The organism is Kitasatospora sp. NPDC088160 (genome assembly GCF_044741445.1).
Lineage (GTDB): Bacteria > Actinomycetota > Actinomycetes > Streptomycetales > Streptomycetaceae > Kitasatospora.
On record NZ_JBIUSS010000018.1, the window covers coordinates 123,574 to 146,454 of the forward strand.

The window sequence follows — 22,881 nt, forward strand, 5'->3', positions numbered from 1 at the left end:
ATGCTGCTGGCGGAACAGGCCCGCGAGGAACGGTGGCCTCGCTGGGCAGCGGGACTGGTGCCCGGTGTGCGGCGGCATCCTCCAGTCCGGGTTCGGGACCGGCTCTCGCTCAGATCGCCGGCCGCGTGGGATGCTGCCTAGCATGATCGACTCTCCTGCTACCGAAGCGCCGGGTGGGGCCTGGTCGTTCGCGGCGGCGCGTGAGCCGGCCGAGTTCCCCGCCGCCGGGGTCCACGGTGTGCCCGGTGTCTGGCACGCCGGGGACAGGGGGCGGACCCTGTGCGGGATTCGTGGCCGGTACCTGTCGTTCTTCCTGCACCACTTCCAGCCGCAGGACCTGGCCTCGTGCCGGAAGTGCCGGGCGCTGGCCGAGGCGGCGCCGACGCGGCCGTGCGGGCAGGAACGCCTGCACGACCTGCTCCTCCAGGAAGCCGACGACGGGCCGCTGCGGACGGACCTGCTGGCCGCGCTGCGCCGGGGCGCGCGGATCGCATACTGGGGCACCGGCCCGGCACGCGACCTCACTCGGTCCTACGCGCGGCTCGACCGGATGACGGAGGAGGCCGGCCCGGCCGCCGAGGCACTCGCGGCGGCCGGCACCTCCCTCACGCTGGCCCGCGTCGAGGACACCGACCAGCAGTACCTCATCGTCCTGCCGTACGACGGCCGCGCCCGCATCGCCCGCGGTCCGGCGACCGTCCCTCCTACCGCATCGCCCGCGGTCCGGCGACCGTCCCTCCTACCGCTTCGCCCAGCCCTCCTCCGACGCCACCAGCAGCGCCGGGCGACGGGCGGGACGGCCCCTGAGGCCTGTCCCGGCCCCGGTCAGCGTGAACCCGTTTCAGGGTCGCGTTGGCGGCCACTGCGACACAATCTCAGGATGATCGGCAACCGGATCATCCGTCGCACCGATCGAACCAGCATGCGATTGCCTTCTTCAGCGACTCCACTCCGACAGCCCTCCACCCAGCCGACGTCGCCCAGGTGTCGACGCGGCTCGGGGAGATCGACATGCAAGCGATCCTCCGTTCGGTCGTGGACAGTGGTGCGGGCTCCACATTCGGCCACGGGTTCATCGGCGATCCGACGGAGTACCTGCTGGCCCACTTCGGCGCGCTACGCGGGTTCTACGAGGAAGCGGCCCGGAGGCGCCTCCTTGTCGTGCTGTGGTGGGACTGACTCACCTTCTCGTAGAACCGCGGTGGCCAGAGCAGTGCCGTCGGCCGTACCGAGCGCAGCACGTCCCGGTAGTCCTCGATGGGGCAGTACGTGACCACCGGCCGGGTGAGCAACGGCGCCGAGAAGTGTCCTGTTGCCTGTACCTCGTCGGGTGCAGCAGCATGTCTTTCGTGCTCGGACTGTACCGGGGCGCGAAAGGGGAAAGGGCTCTCACTCATGTCCACATTCCTTCTGATACACGGTAGTTGGCACAGCGGGCGCTGCTGGGAGCGGGTGGTGCCGCTGCTGGAGGCGTACGGGCACCGGGTGTTCGCGCCGTCCCTGACCGGCTGCGGGGACAAGGCGCACCTGCTCGGACCGGAGGTGGGACTCGACACGCACGTCGACGACGTGGTCGGGCTGGTCGCCGAGCAGGACCTCGACGACGTCGTCCTCGTCGGCCACAGCTACGCGGGGCTGGTGATCTCCTCCGTGGCCAACCGGATCCCGGAGCGCATCGCACACCTCGTCTACCTCGACGCGCTGGTCCCGCAGGACGGCGAGTCCGCGGTCGACGTCCAACCCGTGGGGCGGCGGATGATCGAGCTCGCCGAGAAGTCCGAGAGCGGCTGGCGCGTCCCCCCGATGCCCGAGCTGCCCGCGCCCCTCGGCCTGTTCGGCGTCACGGACCCGGCGGACGTGGCCTGGCTGCGCGAGACGCTCACGGACCAGACGGTGCGCTGCCTTCGGCAACCCGTGCGACTGGACAACCCGGCTGCGGACGCGATCCCGCGCACGCACATCCACAACGTCGGCCCCACGCCGCCGGGCATCACCCGCCGCCCCGTCCCCCCGATCCAGCCCAATGGCTCCGCCGCGCAGGTCTGGGAGCTGCCGACCGGCCACGACTGCATGATCACCATGCCGAGGGAACTGAGTGAACTGCTCCTCAAGCTCGCCTGAGTAGTACATCGTTGACCTGAGGTGATCTCGGTCTGCGGGTCGGGCATCGGGTCGGCGTGGATCCGGGGGAGATCGGGCAACTCCGTGGTGAGCCGGCCGCGCGGGTGGGGCTTCGTCGCAGGTCAAGCTCGCTGTGGGTCTACTGCTGGTCGTCCTTGAGGGCTTCGGTCATCTGCTCGTCGATGGCCCTGATCTGGTTGCGGTAGGGGTGGAGGGTGGCTTCGATGCCGCCGCTTGGTGCTGTCGGCAGCGGGGCGGGGCACGGGCTCAAGCTTGGGCCTCGTGGTCGCGATCAGCCGTCGTGGTGGTCCGCCTGCTCCTTCCTGTGGCGTGGGAGTCGGTGGGACTCGACCGGTCGTCCGCCGGCGAGGTGCTCGGTGACGATGCGGCCGGCGACAGCCGGGTCGATCTTCCCGTACCAGATGTCGTCCGGCTGCACGCTGGCGACGGGGGCCTGGTTGCAGGGGAACTGGCACCCCGTCTGGGTGACGAGCACGTCGTCGTCGCCGAGGCCGTGCTCGGTCAGTTTCTGTACCAGGGCGCGTAGTCCCTCCTCCGCGCCCTTGGCCGCGCAACGCGGGCCGCGGCACACCAGGACCTGGTGCCGGTGGCCGGGGACTTCCTCCCAGGCCGCGGACGTGAGGCCGGGCTCCTGGCCGGTGATGGCCCTCGTCACCGCGGCCACCGCGGGGACCGCGTCCGGCGAGTCGGCGAGGCGGGTCGCGACGAGGAGTTCGGGACGGTGGCCCGCGCGCTTGCGCCACCAGTACGCCGCGATCCGCCGTAGCCAGGACTGGGCCGGGCCGGACGCCGCGAGGCGGACGCCGATCACGACCACGGTCTCGGCGCCCGCGTCGGCCAGCCTGGTCAGCTCGGCCGACAGGGAAGGGTCTGCCTGCTGCAGGAACGCGATCGAGGCCTGGTGCGACGCCGCTGTCCGGAGGAGTTCGTCACGGCGGACGGCTTCCCCCATCGACATGCCGACCAGGAGCGTGGCACTGCGGCGGGCGAGTGCGCCCGGGACGGGGCGGGTCATGGTGTTGTCCCTTCGGGGAGCAGTCCGTTCCACCGGATGTGCGGTCTGTCGTGCCGGGGGTGTCGTTCCACGGTGACGTCGACGCCGTAGACGTGCGCGATCGTCGGCGAGGTGAGCACGTCGGAGCTGGGCCCGTGGGCGACCAGTCGGCCGTCGAGCAGGACGGCGACCTCGTCGCAGTAGGCGGCGGCGAGTTCGAGGTCGTGCAGCGCGGCTACCGTGGTGATGCCCAGCCCGCGTACGGTGCCGAGGAAGCCGAGTTGGTGGCGTAGGTCGAGGTGGTTGGTGGGCTCGTCGAGCAGGAGCACGCCGGGCTCCTGCACCAGTGCCCGCGCGAGCTGGACCCGCTGCCGCTCGCCACCCGACAGCGTCGGCCAGGACCGGTCGAGCAGGTGGCCGACGTCGGCTGCGGCCACGGCCGCGGCGAACACGGACCGCTCGTGGGCGTCGGTGGCGGAGTTCGCCGGCACGGGCCAGCGGCTGCGGTGCGGCGTGCGGCCGAGATCGATGACCTGACGGACCGGCAGCGACAGCCGGGTGTCCGCCTGCTGCTCCATGAAGGCCACCTGTCGTGCTCGTCGGCGGGCCGTGAGTGCGTGGAGATCCTCTCCGTCCAGGAGGACCCGACCCTCGCTCGGCCGGGTCAGTCCGGCGACCGCGCGCAGCAAGGTGGTCTTCCCGGCGCCGTTGGGTCCGAGCAGGCCCGTGATCCGGCCGGGGGCGAACGCGAGCGAGACCGCGTCCAGCAGCGTGGCTCCGCCGATGCTCACACGAAGTCCCTCCGTGCGCAGCTCGGCGGGGGGCGTCACCGTCACTGCCCCCTCCCGTCGGCCCGCCCCTGGCGCCACAGCAGCCAGGCGAAGAAGGGCGCTCCGAGCCCGGCCGTGATGACGCCGACGGGGATCTCCCGGTCGGGGAGGACCGAGCGCGCCACGATGTCGCTGCCCACCAGGAGGGAAGCGCCCACCAGTGCCGACACGGGCAGCAGGAGGGCGTGGCGCGGGCCGCAGACGAGACGGACGACATGCGGTACGACCAGGCCGAGGAACCCGATGACGCCGGTGTGGGCGACCAGGCACGCGGTTACCAGCGCGGCGGTGGCGACGAGGACCCAACGGGTGCGCTCGACGTGGACGCCGAGGGAGCGGGCGGCGGTCTCGCCGAACGCGAAGGCGTCCAGGTCGCGGGCCGAGGAGGCCAGGACCGTGACACCGGCCAGCGCGACCGCGGTCAGGAAGACGGCGGTGGGCCACCGCACGCCGGCGACCGAGCCCAGCGTCCACTCCATGACACCGCGCGCCGCGTTGCGGTCCCCGAGGACCAGCACGACGAACGAGGTGTAGGCCCCGCACATCTGTCCCACCGCGATGCCGGCGAGCACGGTCCGGGTGGTCGGTAGCGACCGGGTGCGCGCGCCGGCCAGTGCCAGGACGACGACGGCGGCTAGCAGGGCACCGGCGAAGGCCGCCGTGGACACCGCGCCGGTGCCCACGGCGCCGGACACGCCGACGCCGAGGACGATCACGGTGACCGCGCCGGCGGCGGCTCCGTCCGAGATCCCGAGCAGGAAGGGATCGGCCAGGTCGTTCCCGGTCAGCGTCTGCAACACCGCGCCGCAGACCGCGAGGCCTGCGCCGGTGGCAGCCGCTCCCAGAACGCGGGGCAGCCGCAACTGCCAGACGATCTGGTCGTCCAGCAGCGTGACGTGCGGGTTGCCCAGCCCGAGACGGCGCACCACGACGTCGATCACCGTCCGGACCGGCTCGTGTTGCGAGCCCACGGCGAGGCCGAGGAGCACGGTGGCCAGGAGCAGGGCCGCACCGATGGCCAGGGCCGCCGTCGCGCGGCCCGGACCAGGGGGCCGCGCGACGGCGGGGTGGGGCGCGGTCATGAACCCGGGTGCAGTCGGCCCAGTCCCGCGGACACCCGGGCGGCACCGTCGGCGAGCAGCACGCCGGGAGTCGACTCCGAGAACGGCACCACCACGAAAGCCTTGCGCTGCACGGCGGTGAGCTTGCTCAGCACCGGGTCGTTCTCCAAGTAGTCGATCTTGGACTGGGCCGTGTCCCAGCCGGCGTCCGCGACCACGATGGCGTCCGGGTCCGCCGCGACGACCTTCTCCCAGCTCACGTTCTGCCAGCCACCGGACAGGTCCCCGAAGACGTTGCGGGCGCCCACGGCATTGAGAACGAGTTGAGGTCCGCCGTGGCCGGCCCCGACGAACGGCGCCTTGGTGTCCGAGTCGTACCACAGGACCTTCAAGCCCTTGCCCGCGGCCGTCGCCGTGAACTCGGCCAGCTGCTGCTCCTGTTGCTGCTGGATCGCGGCGGCCCGCTCCGTGACACCGAAGACCTTGGCGACGTCGTTCAGTTCGCCCCACACCGCCTGCCAGGTCGTCGGCGGCACCTGGCTCTTGTCCGAGCAGCCGAACGGGGACAGGTACGACGGGATGCCCTGGCCGCGCAGTTCCCCCCGGGTGCCCGCGACCTTGTCGGTGAACGCGCTGGAGTAGGAGGCGTACAGGAAGTCGGGACGGGCCGCGAGGAGCTTCTCCTTCGTCGGGTAGTCCTTGGAGAGCACCGGGACGGAGTCGTAGGCCGCCTTCCACTTCTCCGGGATGGAATCGTCGAGGTAGGCGGTACCGGCCATGCGGGACTGCAGGCCGAGGGCCAGGGCCACCTCGGTGGCACCCTCGTTGAGCGTCACCAGCCGGTCGGGCGGCGCGCCGACCGTCACGGTGGACCCGCAATTGTCGACGCTGACCGGCGCGGCAGTTCCGGTCGTCCCGCCGGACGTGGTGGGCGCGGGGGCGCCCGTGCAAGCTCCGAGCATGCCGATGAACAGGAAGGCCGCGACCGCCCGGCCGACACGTATCGGACCTGTGGGACGTACGGAACATATGGAACGGAACGGATACGGCAGACCGCTGGGCACGTGTTCTCCAAAACCCTCGTGGAACATGTAGCGCCGTGGCCGGTCTCCTGGCTTCCGCATCAACGCGCCGCGGCCGACCTTCCCGGACGGCTCTTCCAACCCGCCCAGTGGCCCTGACCGCTGGAAAAGCCGGTCAGCGAGGGCCGCGGAACTCCGCGGCAACAGTGGCGAGGGCCGCACCGGACTCAGACCGGTTTCCCGTACACCACGGCGATGGCAAGGTATCAGGCGTGGTCAGGTCGGTGCTGGCCAGCCCGTGGGATGGTCGTCTGGACCGTTCCTGGGGTTGCGGGAGGGATCGGCCACGGGGCCCGGTCGGGGGTCTCAGGTGCGGGCGGCGACGATCCAGTTCCTGAACTCGACGGCGTAGTGCCGCAGGTGGTGGTCCAGGACCTCGTCCGGGCACGTGACGGGGAAGTAGGGCGCCGCCACTCGGCCGGCGGGCGGAGACGCGGCTGGTCGTCGGCGTCGAGCGGATCGAGCACGCCGTCACCGACCCTGCTCGGCGGCGGAGGCACCGGGCCGTCGAAGGGGGGCCCGCGCACGCCCTCCCGCGGACCTGCGACGGGTGGTCAGGGGTGTGTTCCCCCACTTCGGGGGCAAGCGACGAGGCGGAGCGGCTCACCGAAAGGGTGTGTCGTGCCGGACAGAGCGCCACCCCTGGGGATAGTTCGTACATCACCAGCAATCACGCGGGCGACGGCCCGGCGGTCGTGCCCGCCCAGTGCCGGAGGAACGATGGACGACAAGCCGAGACGAAGGAGCAACGGCATGGCGAACGACCAGAACGACGCTACCGCGCGGCGCGACGAATCCCTCGCGGATCCGGTGGCAGGGCGGACAGGGTGGGACGAGGTCGACGCGCGGGCGGTGGACACCGTGCGGCTGCTGGCCGCCGACGCGGTGCAGAAGGTCGGCAACGGCCATCCGGGCACCGCGATGAGCCTGGCCCCACTGGCGTACCTGCTGTTCCAGAACGTCATGCGCCACGACCCCGGCGACGACCGGTGGCTGGGACGGGACCGCTTCGTGCTCTCCTGCGGCCACTCCAGCCTGACCCTCTACATCCAGCTCTACCTGGCCGGCTACGGCCTGGAACTCTCGGACCTGCAGGCTTACCGGACCTGGGGCTCCGCCACCCCCGGGCACCCCGAACACCGGCACACCCCCGGCGTGGAGATCACCACCGGCCCGCTGGGCCAGGGCCTGGCCAGCGCGGTGGGCATGGCGATGGCCGCCCGCCGCGAACGTGGTCTCCTCGACCCGGACGCCGAAGCGGGCACCAGCCCCTTCGACCATCACGTCTACGTGATCGCCTCCGACGGAGACATGATGGAGGGCGTCACCGGCGAGGCCGCCTCCCTGGCAGGGCACCAGGAACTCGGCGACCTCATCGTCTTCTACGACTCCAACCACATCTCCATCGAGGACGACACCGACATCTCCTTCAGCGAGGACGTCCCGGCCCGCTACGCCGCCTACGGCTGGCACGTGCAGACCGTGGACTGGACGCGCACCGGCCGCTACGTCGAGGACGTCGACGTGCTCCTGGCGGCCACCCGCGCCGCCCGGCAGGAGACCGGCCGCCCTTCGCTGATCATGCTGCGCACCGTGATCGGCTGGCCCGCCCCGACCAAGCAGGACAGCGGCAAGGCCCACGGATCCGCGCTGGGCGAGGACGAGGTCGCCGCCACCAAGCGGCTGCTGGGCTTCGACCCCGAAGAGCACTTCATCGTCGAGGAGGACGTCCTGGGCCGCACACGCGAGGCCGCCGACCGCGGCCGGCAGGTGCACGCCGAGTGGGACGAGAGGTTCGCGGCCTGGCGCACGGCGAACCCCGAGCGCGCCGTCCTGCTGGACCGACTGCGGGAGCAGCGGCTGCCCGACGGTTGGGCGGACGTCCTGCCGACCTTTCCCCCCGACGCCAAGGGCATGGCCACCCGCGCCGCCTCGGGCGAGGTCCTCACCGCACTGGCCCCGGTCCTGCCCGAGCTGTGGGGCGGCTCCGCCGACCTGGCCGGCAGCAACATCACCACCATGGTCGGCCAGCCGTCCTTCGTCCCCACCGACCGCCAGACAAAGAACTGGAAGGGCGGCCCCTACGGGCGCACCCTGCACTTCGGCATCCGTGAACACGCCATGGGCGCGATCCTCAACGGCATCGCCCTGCAGGGCCTGACCCGCCCCTACGGCGGCACGTTCCTGACCTTCTCCGACTACATGCGCCCCGCCGTCCGGCTGGCCGCCCTGATGCGACTTCCGGTCACGTACGTCTGGACCCACGACTCCATCGGCCTGGGCGAGGACGGCCCCACCCACCAGCCCGTCGAACACCTGGCCGCACTGCGTGCCATCCCCGGTCTGGACGTCGTGCGCCCAGCCGACGCCAACGAAACCACCGCGTGCTGGCGCACCATCCTCGAACACCGCGACCGCCCGGCCGGACTGGTCCTCAGTCGCCAGAACCTGCCTGTCCTCGACCGCGACAGCGGCGAGTTCGCCCCCGCACGGGAAGCGGCTCGGGGCGGGTACGTCCTGGCCGAGGCTCCGGGCGGCGCGACGCCGGACGTCATCCTCATCGCGACGGGCTCCGAGGTGCACCTCGCCCTGGAGGCCCGCACCCTGCTGGCGGCCGGGGGACTCGCGGTGCGGGTGGTGTCGATGCCCTGCCGGGAGTGGTTCGCCGCCCAGCCCCAGGACTACCAGGACCATGTTCTGCCCCTGGACGTACGGGCCCGGGTGAGCGTCGAGGCCGCCGTCGGACAGGGCTGGCGGGAGATGGTGGGCGACGCCGGACGGATCGTCAGCCTGGAGCACTACGGCGCGTCCGCCGACTACCAGCGCCTGTACACCGAGTTCGGCATCACCCCCCAGGCGGTCGCCGCAGCCGCCCGCGACAGCATCCTCGACACCCGGCGGGCACCGCGTCCCGGCGGCCACCAGCAGACCTCCACCCCGACCACAGGTGGCACCGGGGACCTCAGCCGCTCCGACACTTGAACGGTGGGCAGGAGGCCGATGTCCGCTTCGCGCGGCCCGGCACCGTTGGCACGCTCCTTGTGATCAGAGTGCCGTGGGGCTGGTGGCGGTGGCCGCCGAGACGTCGGGGTGGAGGGCGAAGACCCGGTCCAGTCCGACGATGTGCAGAATCCTGATGGTGTTGGCCGGGACCGCGGCCAAGGCCATGTCGGCGCCCTGTTCGGCGGCCACGTTGCGGACGGCCAGCAGAGCGGTGATGCCGCTGGAGTCGCAGAACTCCAGACCGGTCTCGCTGTTCCGCCCTCGGAGGAGGGTGGAACCACAGGACTGGTCGCAACCTCACACAAGCCCTCATTCCCGCACGTCGTGGCGGTTGGTGAACCAACGAGGTCCGCCATCCCGTTGAGGCATGTACCTGACCATCCTCCGATAGAGAGTTGGCTGCCATGACCTCCAAGCGTGTTGTCCAGTCCTCCGTACTGACCGCCGTCCTGGCGCTGAGCGCCGGCTTGGCCCTGGCTCCCGCGGCGCAGGCCGCCGGCCCCTCCGCCGGAACGACGCGGTCGGCCGCCCCAGTGGCGTCCGCCGCCTACGCGGTGCGCAGCACCCAGGTCACCCTGTCGAACCAGACCGGCAGCATGCTCTACCTCGGCTCGGCCACCCTGGCCCACGGGTGCTGGAGCGCCGGCAGTCCTCTGCCCCCGAGCTACATCCTGCCGAACGTGGCCCCCAGCTGGAAGACCGAGTCGTGCGGGTTCCTGACGGGCACCGAGGGGCAGATCGGCTTCGGCGTGGACACCTGGAGCGGGTTGATCCACTGGAGCAACCCCTACGCCGGGTCGAACGTCAACGAGTGCACTGTCGGTGCGGGTCTCACCTGCCAGGTGATCGGCGGAGGGGGGAACAACGCGGAGGTCACCTTCGTGGTGCGGCGCGCCTGAGGCCCGACCCCACCCGGTCGCCCGCCACCTGAACCACGAGTGCCTCCGGCAGGGCGGCCGAAATCGTAACGGCGTCCTGACCGGCCGCCCGCTCCCTATCCTCCCGAGCGGGTTGCGGTGCCGGATCGGTCCGGGGAGTGCGGCGCGGCCGCTCTGCGGACGGCGACCTCGGTGGTCGGCTCCCGGGCGGCGCGCGGCGCGGTCTGGCTGCGCCGAACCGGTCGCGGCGGCTCCGTACGACCTTGTCGCGTCCGCGAGCCGCAGCAGGGCTGCCGGGGCGTCACGTTCCCGGTCGTGGGCGGAATGGGGATCGGCTGCCGTCCCTGCGTCGAGCACCGCCTCAAGGGTGCTAACTTAGGCAAGCCTAACCAAGACGCGCGACCACACAGCCCAGGGGGGCACCATGGCAGACCAACCGACCCGCCGGACACCGCAGGCGCGCGAAGCACAGGTGCTGCGCACCGAGCGGATCACACCGCACATGGTGCGCCTGGTCCTCGGCGGTGCGGGGTTGGAGGACTTCGACGCCACCGAGTTCACCGACCACTACATCAAGGTGCTCTTCGCGCCCGAGGGCGTGAGCTACCCGGAGCCCTTCGACATGGCGCGGATCCGCGAGGAGTTCCCGCCCGAGCAGCGGCCGATCACCCGGACGTACACCGTGCGGGCCTGGGACCCGGCCCTGCGCGAGCTGACCATCGACTTCGTGGTGCACGGTGACGAGGGCCTGGCCGGGCCCTGGGCGGCCCGCGCACAGCCCGGCGAGACGGTGCGCTTCCTGGGCCCCGGCGGCGGCTACGCCCCCGACGCGAGCGCCGACTGGCACCTGCTGGTGGGCGACGAGAGCGCGCTGCCCGCGATCGCCGCGGCGCTGGAGCGGATGCCGGCCGATGCCGTGGTGCACGCCTTCGTCGAGGTCGCGGACGCCGCGGAGGAGCAGAAGATCGTCTCGCCCTCCGGGGCCGAGATCAGCTGGCTGCACCGCGGCGCCCGCCCGGTGGGCGAGGCGCTGGTCGAGGCGGTGGGCGCGCTGGAATTCCCCGCCGGCACGGCATCCGCGTTCGTGCACGGTGAGGCGGGCTTCGTGAAGGAACTGCGGCGCCTGCTGCGCGTGGAGCGAGGCATCCCGCGCGAGCGGCTGTCGGTCTCGGGCTACTGGCGGTCCGGTCAGAGTGACGAGGCCTGGCGGGCGGCCAAGCGCGAGTGGAACGCCCAGGTGGAGGCCGAGCAGGAGTCGGCCGGCTGATCTACGCGGCCGGGTGGCCGCCCCTCCCCGGCCTCTGCCCGCCCCTGGCGGCCCCCCGCCGCCCGCACTCCCGCCTCCGTCGACGCTGTACACGGAATAGTTGTCCTCGCCGCGCATGCCTCCGGCCCAGTACCGGTTTCATGATCACTGAGGGAGAATTCCAGAAGGCCAATTCGGCGCAGTCGACAGGGGGTTGGGCGATGTCGAGGCTCTTCGGCGGACGGGGCGGCGGCAGGGGAGACGAGGGAAGCGGGAGTACGCAGGAGCTGGCCAGGTCACTGGCCCGGCAGGGGGCTTGGGGCGGTCTGTGGAAGCTGGTGCTGTCCCTCCCCTTCCCGCAGGCCGCGGCGGCAGCCGCCCACCTGAAGCCATCGCGGTGGCAGCCCCAGGGAATGGCGGAGCGCCAGCTGGCCCAGCTGCTGGCCGAGACCGACCGTCGGGAGGTGGCACGGGTCAGCGAGTCGGTCCACGCGTCGGCGTCGCGGGTGCTGCCGTCCGCTCTCAACGCCGCCGGCCCGGTCGGCTTCTGCCATCAGCTGCCGCTGGCCGCGATCAACCTGATCGGCGAGGACCTCCACCGGTGCCGGATCGCGACCGTGGACCGCACCGGCGTCCTGAACGAGTTCTACGAAGGCCCGACGAACCACGTGTCGCTGTGCTGCGTGGACGCGGATACCGTGGTCGCCCTGCGCGACTTCGCCGGCGACGGCCACCTCCGGAACGCGGAACTCGTCGAGTACACACCCGGCGGGGAGACGGTCCTGGCCGGCGGCACGGCGCTGCTCGGAGCACGGGTGGAGGCGACGGCCGACGGTTTCGTGACGGGCCTGAGGCTGGTCAGGGCGGCGCTCGGGTTCTCCGGCGGCCAGGAGCTGCGGCTCGACCTGGCGGAGTTCGGCTTCAACCGCGCCGACCTGTTCGCCGTCGACCCCTCCGGCACCCGGATCGCGTTCGCCGACGGGTTCCGGATCCTGATCACCGACAGCAGGCTCGAACCGATGCACGAGTTCGCCGCGGACGACCACCTCGGCCACGGACCGATCAGCGCCATCGCGTTCACCGCCGACTCCCTGGTCACGGCCGGCCTGGACCGTGGCCTGCAGCGGTGGCAGGTGGCCGGCGACCGCCTGCGCCCGCTGCACCCCGCCTCGTTCCCACCACCCAGGGCCCTGCACAGGCTCAGCCCCGTGCCCGCCTGGGACCTCCTGGTCGGGGACGGCGGCAACGAGAACTTCTTCTACGACCAGACGTCCCTGGACAGCCGGACCTCGCCGCCCTTCCTGGGCTCCCTCGACACCGGCATCGGGCACTTCGAGTCAGCACCGTACGGCAGGCTCGCCGTCTACGAGGGCGGCCTGTTCCCGCCGACCCGCGACAGCGCCGACGGCTTCTACTCCACCGTGGTCCTCGACCTCGACCACCCCCTGAACCTGCTGGCCAGAGGGCTGTCGTCGCTCTCCCGCGCGGACGCCGACCGATCGCGCGCCACCCGCGCCGACGCCGGCCGCTACCCGCTGTCGGACTCCGCCCGGAACGTCCTCGACCGCATCGAAGCAGCCGCCGAACTGGTACCCGAACTCGCCCGGTGACCCCGCGATCGTCCACGTACTCGTCGTTGATCGCCGGAAGAGTTCTCTCGAACGCCCCCACCAATCTCATCAGGCCGCCTCGGGGCGGTTCGGCGAGGGCCCTTGGGGGTGCGGGAAGCGTAGCCGGCGGTGTCAGCGTCGAGCATGACCATGTCCTGGTCCTCCATGTCCAGGCCTCGGAACCTACCCCGCTGAGCCGTGCAACGATTCCCAGGTGAGAGTCCCTGATGCTCCTTTCCGTGAACGCCTGTTTGTCGAGGCGCTGGCCGTGCTGGCGGCCGATCCCTCGGCTCAGCTGACCTGGGTGGACGAGCAGGGTGTCTCGACGGATGAGGTCGCCCTGGACTTCGACCACGCCTTCCGCATGGCCGAGGGCCTGGTCGAGGACGGGGATCTCAGCCGCGAGGCGCTACGTGACCTTCGAGCGATCGATGCGATCTTCGCCGGGATGAGCGGCCGGGAGAACTCGGACCGGTGGGACAGGGAGGCTCTGACGGTCGATCCAGGGTGGATCGAAGCCCGGGAACTGGCCCGCCGGATCCTCATCGGGATGCTGGGCGAGTGGTGCCTGCCGATGCCGGAGATTCTCGTCGTGCGATAGCGGGCCCGGATCCCCCCGCAGTAGGCAGCGAAGTCACCGAAGGGTAATTTCGTAACAGCTTGCCTTTGTGATGAATACTCAGAGTGACTGCTATATGTGGGGACATGACACATGAACAGCACTCAGTCCCTCCCGGACAGCGCCCGCGGCGCGTCCGGACGGCCCGGCTCGCCGCAGGGGCCCTGGCCCTGATCGTGGGCGCCGGAATGCCCCTGTGCCTGGACATCGGGACCCAGGCGCAGCCTCGGGCCGGAGGCTCGCCCCTGGTCAGCGAGACGTTCACCCAGGCCGCCGCCCCGGAGTTCACCGGCGTGGGGTCGGCCTGTCTCACCGGCGCGCCGGCTGCCGCCGCGCCCGGCCCCGGGGACCATCCGCTCGGCGGCTGCCCGGGCGGCGTGGGCCCGGTGCCGCCCCCCGGCGGAGCGCCGCACGGCTATCTGCGGCTGACGGACGCGTCCAACGACCAGGCCGGCGCGGTCCTCTACAACAACGCGCTGCCCGCCAACCAGGGCCTCGATGTCACCTTCGACCAGTGGCAGTACGGGAGCACGACCCCGGCCAACCCCGCTGACGGCATCTCGTTCTTCCTGGTGAACGGCGACGGCGCGCTGACCCACCCCGGCGCCTTCGGCGGCAGCCTCGGGTACGCGCAGAAGCTTCCCGACGACGATCCCACCGCCACCTTCCTGCCCGGTGTGGACCGCGGCTACCTGGGCGTGGGGCTCGATGTCCTCGGGAACTACTTCGGCGACTGGGAGCACCGCGGCAACGGCTGTCCCACCCGCTCGCCCGCCGGGACGGCGTTCCGCGTCCCAGGCCCCGGGGCCAACATGGTCACGGTGCGCGGCCCGGGCGACGGGATCGAGGGCTACTGCTTCCTGACCGCCACCACCAGCAACTTCAGCACCACCGCACCCTGGCCGTCGACGCTCCCGGGCACCCTGCAAGGGCCGCTCACCGCGCTGCCCCCGGGGGCCACCCCCGCCCAGGCCGAGACCGCGCTCGAACCCTCGCGCCGCCGGGTCCTTGTCGAGCTCACCCCGACGCCCGACCCGGTGCTCACCGTGTCGGTCGACTTCAACGACGGCACCGGCTCCCACCAGGTGCTCAGCACACCCGCCCCGCAACCGGTGCCCGCCACCTACAAGTTCGGGTTCGCGGCCTCCACCGGTCTGTTCACCGACGTGCACCTCATCCGCAACGTGGTGGTGAGCAGCAACCAGCCGCTGCCGCAGTTGAACCTCGTCAAGCAGGTCCGGCAGCCGCTGCCCGGTGACCTGGTGGCCGGGACGCGGGTGCCGTACGACTTCGTGGTCACCAACTCCGGTGCCACGGACATCACCGGCCTCGCCGTCAACGACCCGAAGGTCGGCCCGGTCTCGTGTCCCACGACGACGCTCGCGAGCGGTCATACGGTCACCTGCACTGCCACCTACACCGTCACCACCGCCGACGTGACCCACGGTTCCATCGACAACACGGCCACCGCGACCGGCGCTTCGGGCGGCCGACCGGTCTCCTCGCCGCCGTCCTCGCAGAGCGTGCCGATCGAACGGCCGCCCGGCCTCGCCATCGAGAAGCAGGTGCAGACGCCCGGCCCCTACACGGTCGGGCAGACGGTCACCTTCCGCTACACCGTCCAGAACACCGGGGGCACCGAGCTGACCGGCGTCCACGTGACCGACGACCACGTCGCCGACATCACCTGCGCCTCGACCGCGCTCGCCCCGGCGGAGAGCCCGGGCGACCGAACCACCTGCCACGGCACGTACACGATCACCGAGAACGACGCTGCGGCCGGCTCCGTCACCAACACCGCCACCGCCACCGGTACGGCGAACGGCCAGCCGGTCACGTCCCCGCAAACCCAACTGACGCTGCCGATCGGGGCGCCGCACCTCGCCCTGAAGAAGCGGGTGCTCTCGCACGGCCCCTACGCCGTCGGCGACACGGTGGAGTACTCCTACACGGTCACCAATACCGGCAGCACCGACCTGCACGGCGTGCTGGTCAACGACGACCGCATCGCCAGCGTCAGCTGCGAGGCGACCACGTTGACGCCCGGGGCCAGCACCACCTGCCACGGCACCTACACGATCACCCTGGCCGACATCGAAGCCTGTAAGGCGGCCCACCACCGCGGCGGCGCCGAGAAGGGCTGCGACCTCACCAACGTGGCGTTCGCGGCGGCCACCGCCCCGCACGGGAACCCGATCGTCAGCGAACCCGCCAAGGCCACCATCACCGTGGGGGAGGAGAAGGACTCCTACTGCCACAAGCACCCCGGCCACGGCCACTGCCGCAAGGGGCTCACCGAGCGCGAGCCCGACCAGGAGAATGACTGACGGTACCTCGCCACCCCCGGCCCTCGCGTCCCCTTCCCGCACGGTGTCTTCCCGGTCGGCGTCTTCCCGCACCGCGTTCACGCAGCGCTTCGTCCAGCGTCCGGGCCGGTCGACGTTCCACCTCTGCGGCGGGGCCTCGGCGCAGAGGACGCAGGCGAAGTCCTCCTCGCGCACGATGCTGAGCTGCTGGCAGGACGGGTGGCGGCGGAACACCACCTCGTGCGGGAAGCCGGACGGGCGAACGACCCCGGCCTGCCACCGGCCGTCCCGGCGGTGCCCGCCGCCCTGGGGCGCTGTGTCCCGGGGTGTCGGGTCGGTCGGGTTGACCACCTGTTAGCGTGCGCGAATGGAAGATCTGGGAGCTGTGGTGTGGCCGCCTGAGCCGGTCAGGACCGGGAGGCTCGTGCTCCGTGCGTCCGAGATCCGGGACCGTGCGGCGTTCATCGAGCTGCTCGCCTCGCCGGAGGTGCACGCCTACCTCGGTGGCCCCCGGCCGCGTGACGAGCTTGAGCGCGAGATGCCCGGGGCGCCCGAGCGGTGGCCCGGGAGTTTCGTCGTCGAGCTCGACGGGTCGATGATCGGCCAGATCCTGCTCAGGAGGGCGACGGGGCACCGCCGTCCGGCTGCCGCGGGGAAGATCGATCTCGGCTACCTGTTCCTGCCGCGGGCGTGGGGATTCGGGTACGCCGCCGAGGCGTGCGCGGCGGCACTCGGCTGGCTCGCCGGCGCGCTTCCCGGCGAGCCGGTGGTGCTCACCACCCAGAGCGCCAACGTGGGCTCGATGCGTCTGGCGGCGAAGCTGGGGTTCACCGAGGTGGAGCGGTTCGAGGCCTGGGGCGCCGAGCAGTGGCTCGGCATGCGCTCCCCGGCCACGCCGTCCGATTGAGTCTGCGACGCAACCGCCGGGGAGCCCCCGCCCACCTGCGCGCGGGAGGGACCCGTGGGTTCTCGGCCGGACGCCGTCAGGAGTCGGCGCACCTGTCGTTCTCTCGTGGCGGAGAGAGGCGCTTCGCGCGCGTCCAGACGGGCGGGGGCCCGGCGCGCGCGTGTCGGTAGTGGCCGTCGTGACGGGTGCGCCGTCCGCGAACTGGCGCGGAGCAGCACCGGCCCCCTGCCCCGGTACTCCAGCAGGCTCGGCATCGAGGTCCGGCTGGAGTACCGGGGACAGGGGACCGGTACCGCGCGCGCGATCAGGCGTTCTGCGCCCCGTTGAAGACGTTGTAGGCGTCGTCACGGTAGTAGGCGCTCACCGCCCACCACTTGCCCTGCCAGCTGTTGCCCGTGACGAAGTCGCCGGTCTGAACGGCCGAGCCGTCGTTCTGGTCGTAGTTCACGAAGAACGGCCCGCCGCTGGCACCTCCGCCCAGTCCGATGCAGTTGTCGATCCGCGCGGTGGGCGGCTGCTCGGGGCCGGCCACCGGCTGGCCGCCGCACCAGAGCATGTGCTCCCGCTCGGCGGGGACCACTCCGGGGATGCCGATGATGTGCGCGTAGTTGTTGATGTCCCGGTTGAACCCGATGCCGGTGGCCCCGACGACATCCGCGATGTGTCGGCCGTTCAGCGTGTTCAGCACGAGGAAGGCGATGTCGCCCTGCGGAGCGGGGGCGTCGACCCAGCCGGCCGCCCGCCAGGTCCACCAGCCGTAGGGGGCGTTCCCCGCGTCGTAGCCGGGAGCGAACTTGAAGTCGTGCCCGCCCTCCACGCAGTGCCGGGCGGTGGCGATGACATCGCGGTTGGCGCTGGAGACGACGTTGGCGGTGCACACGCCGTCCCCGGTGAGCAGCCGCCCCGTGGTGCCCCAGACGCTGGCCTTGGCGCCGGCCATCGCGTCGGCGTTGGCCTTGGCGCCTCCGTTCGGGCTGACGGTCGGTTCGGTCGCGTGGATCGTCAGCGGCTGGCCGTCGAGGGAGCTCTCCTTCTCGGGCGCCCAGCTCGTACTGCCGGCATTCGCCGGGTTGATCAAGACGTGGCTCTTGCCGCTGACCCGCTCGATCGGCTTGGCGTCCGTGGCCGGTGCGGCGGACGAGGCCGGCACGGCCATGCCGAGGGCCGCCACCGATGCCACGACTGCTGCGAGGAGACCGCGCATGCGCATGGTTGTCCTTCCTTCGCTGTGGGGTGTGCTGTCTGCTGTCCCGTCAGCTTGGAGGCAGCATGTCAACAACGAGTCAACAACATGTCAATGGCCGGCGCGGCGACCGGCGCCGGCGACCGCGGCCCAACGTGGTGATCACCGTCCTCGGCCCGCCGATGCCGCCCCTGCTGCCGGTGGCCCAGCTCTACGCGCGCTACATCCCCTTGCTGCCGTGCCCTGAGGGCGCGGACCTGCTGCAGGTGCTGTGGTGTCCGCTGAACCACGATCCGTCGCGGTTGCCCGCGGCCAGGGTGGTGTGGGGCTCCTCCGCGCAGGTCGACGCGCTGCTGACCGATCCGCCGCTACCGGCTGACGTGGAGAATGACGGCGACTACGTGCCCGAGCCGTGCGTGCTGCACCCGGAGGTGGTGACGGAGTACCCGGCGCCGCTGGAGCTGGGGGCCGACCTCGCGGACCGGATCGGGGACTGGTGCGAGCGGGAGTTCACCGGCACCGATCCGAGGTACCGGTACGCCGAGGAGTTCCGGGCCTACTACCAGTACGAGCTGTCGGTCGCCCCTGGCTGGAAGGTCGGCGGGCGGTTCGACCGGTGGGTGAGCAGCAAACGGCGACGCGGGCGAGGACGAGTCCGGTGTTTGTCCGGCGGCGGCGGGCCGGGCGTCGTGCGGAGCGGTCGGGGACCAGGCCTCGCAACTCACCCAACCCGTGCGGTCCTTCCACCGCCACGGCCCCACCAGCACCGGGACCGTTCATCCCATGGCCGTCAATCCGCCTCTTGGTCCCAGGGCGGCAGCTTGGTGGTCGCAGGCTGTCCGAGGTGGTCGCGCAGTTCGTGCCTGCCCAGATCCGTGAGGGCGAGGGCACGGGTGGTTCCGATCCGGATCAGCCACCCGGCGGCCAGGGCGTGCCCGCAGATGGCGGCGCCGACGGCCCCGCCCAGGTGCGGGCGCCGTTCGGTCCAGTCCAGGCAGGCGCGTACCAGCGGTCTGCGGGAGGCGTCGGGCAGTGCGATGCCCAGGTCGTGGAGCCAGGCCGCCCCTTCGGCGGTGAGCGACGGATCGGCTCCCCACGCCAACAGGCCGAGGCCGGCCATCGAGTCGGTGACGGCCAGGCCCAGCTCTCCGGCCAGGTGGTCGTAGCAGAGCCACGCGCGGGCCAGGGCCCGCTGCCGCCCTGAGCCCGACAGCGAACGCGGCCTGGGGGTGTGGCGCGGGGCGAGTGCGGCGAGGCTCTCGATCAGGGCCATCACGCGCGGATCGGCCATCCGCAGGTAACGGTGGCGTCCGTGGCGTTCCTCGGCGAGGAGTCCGCCACGTACGAGCACGTTCAGGTGCTCGGTCGCGGACGAGGCCGCGACACCGGCATGGCGGGCCAGTTCCGTGGCCGTCCAGGCCCGGCCGTCCAGCAGGGCCAGGCAGAAGTCCGCCCTGGTGTCGTCGGCCAGCAGCCTGGCCACGGCGGCCAGGTCCACGCCGACGTCCCGGCCCTCGCGCTGGTGGTCCATGTCCCCGATTGTCGTCGATCTCGCTTCGGGCCCGGCCGAAGCGTCCGCGCCCTAACGTCCCGTACCGGCCGAGGCCACCGCGCCCTGCGCCCGCACACCTTCCGCCAACCGCCCTGGGAGCCCCATGCCTGCCACCGACAACACGCCATCGAACCCCTGGCCCGGCATCGGCCTCACGGTCACCGACGCCCCGAAGCCCGCCGACGTATCGCTCATCTCCGACGCCCTGGACCGGTTCAACACCGACTCGACAGCCGTCGACGACCGCCGCCCACTGGCCGTCCTGGTACGTGACTGCGTGACCTCCCAGGTGATCGGTGGCCTGACCGGTCGCACCTCACTCGGGCTGTTCTTCCTCGACCTGTTCTTCCTGCCGGCCGAGTTGCGCCACGGTGGCCTGGGCAGTGAGATCCTGCGCCGGGCCGAAAGCGAAGCCCGCGCACGCGGCTGCCGCACGGCGGTCCTGTACACGATCAGCTTCCAGGCTCCCGGCTTCTACGCGAAGCACGGCTGGCGACGCCTGGGCGAAGTCCCGTGCGACCCGCCGGGCACCAGCAGGGTCTTCATGACAAAGGACCTCGACCCGCCGTCAGCCGCCTGAATCCGCAGCACCGCGGTGCTGCATGCCGTGTTCTGCCCGCTCCTCAAGGACCGCGGTGGCGGGTGAGCATGCGGCCCCTGCCCCGAGCAGCCGACGGGCTGGCCCCCGCGGCCGGCAGAGCGGCGGCGGGGGCCTGCCGTCAGGTCGCCTCCGTCCGTCGAGGTACTCGCGCGTCCCTGGCCTGACCTCGTCCATTCCCGCCCCTTCCTTCTCACTCCTGTGGCACCTGTTGCCCCGGACGATACGCACCGCCGCAGACAACCCCCGGTGCCGCGGCCCGCCCGGCGCGGCCGGTTCTGAGCGGGCCGCAGGGCCGCAGGCGCGCAGGCCGGTTACGGGGAAGCTTCCGAAACGATAACCGTTTCCAAAAACCCCACCATCGATCGGTCAAGGTCTGGCGGAACGCGGCCGTAGCGACCGCCCGCTGCGCCAGGGTGGGCGCCATGAGACTCCTGAAACCCCGTCCTGCCCCGCGCGCGGGCCGAACGCCGTTCCGCGCGCTGCCGCTGATCGCGCTGGTCGTGGCCGGCGCGGTGATATCCCTCGGTACGGTCGTCCCGGCCGCGGCCGCGACCTCCCGGGTCGACCTGAACGTCCTCGTCGTCACCGACGGCAACCCGTGGGTCGAGGGCATCCACAAGCAACTGGTCTCCGAGGGCGTGCCGACCACCGTGGTCGACCTCACCAGCAGCAACCGCGCCACCCTCACGGCGTCCTTCCTCGCCGACGCCCTGGCCGACGGCACACCGCACGGCCACTTCGAGGGCGTCGTCCTGCCCAACGACGCGCCGAGCCAGCTCTCCGCCGCCGAACTCTCCGCCCTCACCGGCTACGAGCAGGCCTACCACGTCCGGCAGGTCGACTCCTACGTGTGGCCGGGCGCCAACACCGGTCTGAGCACGCCCTCGTGGACCGGTTCGCTCGACGCGACCACCGCCACCGCGTCCTCCTCCGCCCGGACCGACGCCTTCCGCTACCTCAACGGCCCGGTGCCGTTCGAGGGCACCGCGGGCGGCAGCGGCTCGTACGGCGCGCTGGCCACGCCGGTGCCCGACAACCCGGCCACCGGATCGCACTTCGAACCGTTCCTCACCGAGACGGTGCCCGGCACCTCGACGCAGGGCGTGCTCGCGGGCGTCTACACCAGCGGCGGTCGCCAGCAGTTGGTCCTCACCTTCGCGTACAACTACGACCAGCAGCAGTTCCGGCTGCTCGCACACGGAATCGTCGACTGGGTGACGCGGGGCGTCCACCTGGGCTACTGGCGCAACTACTTCTCGGCACACATCGACGACCTGTTCAACGCCAACTCCCGGTGGAGCCAGAGCGGCAAGTGCACCCCGGGCGAAGGCGACTGCGCCGCCGGCGTACCGGACACCACACCCATCCGGATGGCCGCCTCCGACGTCACCGGCACGGTGAACTGGCAGCAGCAGAACGGCTACACCCTGGACTTCCTGTTCAACGCCGGCCCGGGTGTCGAGTACCAGCAGGAGCAGGGCGGCGACGACCCGCTGAGCGACGCGCTGCTGGCGAACAAGAACAGCTTCCGGTGGGTCAACCACACCTACGACCACCCGTTCCTGGGCTGCGTGCAGGACTTCTCGGTGATCCCCTGGCGGTGCCAGACCGACGCCTCGGGTGCCATCGAGTACGTCGACCAGCCCACCATCAGCTCCCAGATCACCCAGAACATCCAGTTCGCCCAGGCCAACGGCCTCCCGTTCCGGCCGAACGAACTGGTCGCGGGCGAGCACTCCGGCACCGTGATGCTGCCGCAGCAGCCCGACGACAACCCGAACTTCCTGGCCGCGCTGAGTGCCGACAACATCCAGTGGCTCGGCGTCGACGCCTCCCGCGAGAGCGGGCAGCGTCAGATCGCCTCCGCGCTCGGCACCCCGCGCCACCCGGTCAACGTGTTCTACAACGTCTCCACCCAGGCCGACGAGGTGAGCGAGTACAACTGGCTCTACACCTCCAAGGCGAACGGTGGCAGCGGCAACTGCGAGGCCAACCCGGCCACCACGACCTGCATCGCACCGCTGGACCCGAACACCGCCTGGTCGAGCTACGTCCTGCCGCTGCAGGTCAGGATCACCCTCGGGTACGTGCTCTCCAACGACCCGCGGCCCTTCTTCATGCACCAGTCCAACCTGACCGACGACAAGCTGGCACTGCAGACCCTCACCGGCATCCTGTCCACCTACCGCACCTGGTTCACCGCGGACACCCCGGTGGTCAACCAGACCCTCACCGACTCCGGGACGGTCCTCCAGCAGCAGGCCGGCTGGCAGCACGCCCAGAACACGGGCTCGGCCACCGGCTACATCCAGGGCGGCGTGGTCACCCTCCAGGGGACCTCCGGCACCGCCGTGCCGGTCACCGTGCCCGCCGGCACCACCGTCGCCGGCGGTGCCACCTTCGGGGCCGCGTACGGTGGCGAGCAGTCCGCGAACACCACGCTCGGCGCGACGGCGACCGCACTGACGCTGCCCACGAACGTGTTCGGTACGGTGGCCGACTCGACCCCCACCGGCCCGGGCGCGGAGCTCGCCTCCTACGCCAAGGGCTCCCCGCACGACGTGCGCCGCGACGGCGACGCCATCGTCATCACCGACCCGACCGGCACCCACGTCCTGCCCAAGCTCGCCGGCGCGCCGGAGGAGCAGCTGCACATCGGCGACCACCACCACAACCCGTACAACGCCGTCCCGAAGGCACCGGCCAAGAAGTAGCCCGCACCCCGTACCGCGCACCCCGTACCGCGGCGGGGGGGGGGCGCCGCCCGCCCCCCCCCCCCGGGGGGCCCCCCCCCCGCGCGGGCCGCGCGGGGGGGCGGCGGGGGGGCGCGGGGGGGGGGGGCGGGCCCCCCGGGGGGGGGGGCGGGG

General features: G+C 71.8%; 18 protein-coding genes, 1 pseudogene and 1 riboswitch. Of the genes and pseudogenes, 11 read left to right on the top strand and 8 right to left on the bottom strand.

The features are described 5' to 3' along the window. Window positions 1-1,011 precede the first annotated feature (1,011 nt). Together ACIOGZ_RS26790 and ACIOGZ_RS26795 are read left to right on the top strand one after the other, a co-directional pair. Window positions 1,012-1,179 (top strand): hypothetical protein, encoded by a 168-nt coding sequence (locus ACIOGZ_RS26790; RefSeq protein ID WP_363633178.1) that lies wholly within the window; start codon window positions 1,012-1,014, stop codon window positions 1,177-1,179. 216 nt (window positions 1,180-1,395) lie between these two features. Continuing rightward, window positions 1,396-2,121: an alpha/beta fold hydrolase gene (locus tag ACIOGZ_RS26795; RefSeq protein WP_400987660.1), complete on the top strand. Its 726-nt coding sequence runs from the start codon at window positions 1,396-1,398 to the stop codon at window positions 2,119-2,121. 139 nt (window positions 2,122-2,260) lie between these two features. On the opposite strand, the gene ACIOGZ_RS26800 is transcribed toward ACIOGZ_RS26795, so the two are convergent. Genes ACIOGZ_RS26800 through ACIOGZ_RS26820 form a run of 5 tightly spaced genes read right to left on the bottom strand, consistent with a single transcriptional unit; the run spans window position 2,261 to window position 5,893 of the window. Beyond that, window positions 2,261-2,392: a hypothetical protein gene (locus ACIOGZ_RS26800; protein WP_400808645.1), complete on the bottom strand. Its 132-nt coding sequence runs from the start codon at window positions 2,390-2,392 to the stop codon at window positions 2,261-2,263. A gap of 21 nt (window positions 2,393-2,413) precedes the next feature. After that, window positions 2,414-3,157: a (2Fe-2S) ferredoxin domain-containing protein gene (locus ACIOGZ_RS26805; protein WP_400987662.1), complete on the bottom strand. Its 744-nt coding sequence runs from the start codon at window positions 3,155-3,157 to the stop codon at window positions 2,414-2,416. Further along, window positions 3,154-3,927, bottom strand: a complete 774-nt coding sequence (locus tag ACIOGZ_RS26810; RefSeq protein WP_363587966.1) for an ABC transporter ATP-binding protein — start codon at window positions 3,925-3,927, stop codon at window positions 3,154-3,156. The genes ACIOGZ_RS26805 and ACIOGZ_RS26810 overlap by 4 nt, the downstream gene beginning before the upstream one ends. A gap of 41 nt (window positions 3,928-3,968) precedes the next feature. After that, window positions 3,969-5,048 carry an iron chelate uptake ABC transporter family permease subunit gene (locus tag ACIOGZ_RS26815; RefSeq protein ID WP_363620648.1) on the bottom strand — a complete coding sequence of 360 codons (1,080 nt, stop codon included), beginning with the start codon at window positions 5,046-5,048 and terminating at the stop codon, window positions 3,969-3,971. Beyond that, window positions 5,045-5,893 (bottom strand): ABC transporter substrate-binding protein, encoded by an 849-nt coding sequence (locus ACIOGZ_RS26820; RefSeq protein WP_400987664.1) that lies wholly within the window; start codon window positions 5,891-5,893, stop codon window positions 5,045-5,047. Before ACIOGZ_RS26820 ends, ACIOGZ_RS26815 begins: the two co-directional genes overlap by 4 nt. A gap of 217 nt (window positions 5,894-6,110) precedes the next feature. Then, window positions 6,111-6,316, bottom strand: a riboswitch (cobalamin riboswitch). 546 nt (window positions 6,317-6,862) lie between these two features. On the opposite strand from ACIOGZ_RS26820, the gene tkt reads away from it, so the two are divergent. Then, entirely contained in the window at window positions 6,863-9,091 is a 2,229-nt protein-coding gene (gene tkt, locus ACIOGZ_RS26825) for a transketolase (RefSeq protein WP_363587213.1), read from the top strand. Between the two features lie 63 nt (window positions 9,092-9,154). Here the strand turns inward: tkt and ACIOGZ_RS26830 are convergent. After that, a pseudogene (locus ACIOGZ_RS26830) lies at window positions 9,155-9,352 on the bottom strand (STAS domain-containing protein); the annotation flags it as partial. Between the two features lie 164 nt (window positions 9,353-9,516). Here ACIOGZ_RS26830 and ACIOGZ_RS26835 point away from each other — a divergent pair. From ACIOGZ_RS26835 to ACIOGZ_RS26860, 6 genes are all read left to right on the top strand, one after another. Then, window positions 9,517-10,011 (top strand): hypothetical protein, encoded by a 495-nt coding sequence (locus ACIOGZ_RS26835; protein ID WP_363587214.1) that lies wholly within the window; start codon window positions 9,517-9,519, stop codon window positions 10,009-10,011. Window positions 10,012-10,414: 403 nt separating this feature from the next. Continuing rightward, window positions 10,415-11,257 (top strand): siderophore-interacting protein, encoded by an 843-nt coding sequence (locus tag ACIOGZ_RS26840; RefSeq protein WP_400987666.1) that lies wholly within the window; start codon window positions 10,415-10,417, stop codon window positions 11,255-11,257. A gap of 200 nt (window positions 11,258-11,457) precedes the next feature. Then, entirely contained in the window at window positions 11,458-12,846 is a 1,389-nt protein-coding gene (locus tag ACIOGZ_RS26845; RefSeq protein WP_400987668.1) for a hypothetical protein, read from the top strand. A 214-nt stretch (window positions 12,847-13,060) separates the two neighbouring features. Then, on the top strand, window positions 13,061-13,447 hold the full coding sequence (locus tag ACIOGZ_RS26850; protein ID WP_363587217.1) for a hypothetical protein: 387 nt from the start codon (window positions 13,061-13,063) through the stop codon (window positions 13,445-13,447). A 206-nt stretch (window positions 13,448-13,653) separates the two neighbouring features. Next, entirely contained in the window at window positions 13,654-15,792 is a 2,139-nt protein-coding gene (locus tag ACIOGZ_RS26855; RefSeq protein WP_400987670.1) for a hypothetical protein, read from the top strand. 346 nt (window positions 15,793-16,138) lie between these two features. After that, window positions 16,139-16,678, top strand: a complete 540-nt coding sequence (locus ACIOGZ_RS26860; protein ID WP_363587219.1) for a GNAT family N-acetyltransferase — start codon at window positions 16,139-16,141, stop codon at window positions 16,676-16,678. A 304-nt stretch (window positions 16,679-16,982) separates the two neighbouring features. On the opposite strand, the gene ACIOGZ_RS26865 is transcribed toward ACIOGZ_RS26860, so the two are convergent. Further along, complete coding sequence (locus ACIOGZ_RS26865; protein WP_363587220.1) at window positions 16,983-17,888, bottom strand: peptidase; 906 nt, start codon at window positions 17,886-17,888, stop codon at window positions 16,983-16,985. A 763-nt stretch (window positions 17,889-18,651) separates the two neighbouring features. Then, on the bottom strand, window positions 18,652-19,392 hold the full coding sequence (locus ACIOGZ_RS26870; RefSeq protein WP_400987672.1) for an ArsR/SmtB family transcription factor: 741 nt from the start codon (window positions 19,390-19,392) through the stop codon (window positions 18,652-18,654). 124 nt (window positions 19,393-19,516) lie between these two features. On the opposite strand from ACIOGZ_RS26870, the gene ACIOGZ_RS26875 reads away from it, so the two are divergent. Then, on the top strand, window positions 19,517-19,993 hold the full coding sequence (locus ACIOGZ_RS26875; protein ID WP_363633196.1) for a GNAT family N-acetyltransferase: 477 nt from the start codon (window positions 19,517-19,519) through the stop codon (window positions 19,991-19,993). 443 nt (window positions 19,994-20,436) lie between these two features. Beyond that, entirely contained in the window at window positions 20,437-22,728 is a 2,292-nt protein-coding gene (locus ACIOGZ_RS26880) for a hypothetical protein (RefSeq protein WP_400987675.1), read from the top strand. Window positions 22,729-22,881: the final 153 nt, after the last annotated feature.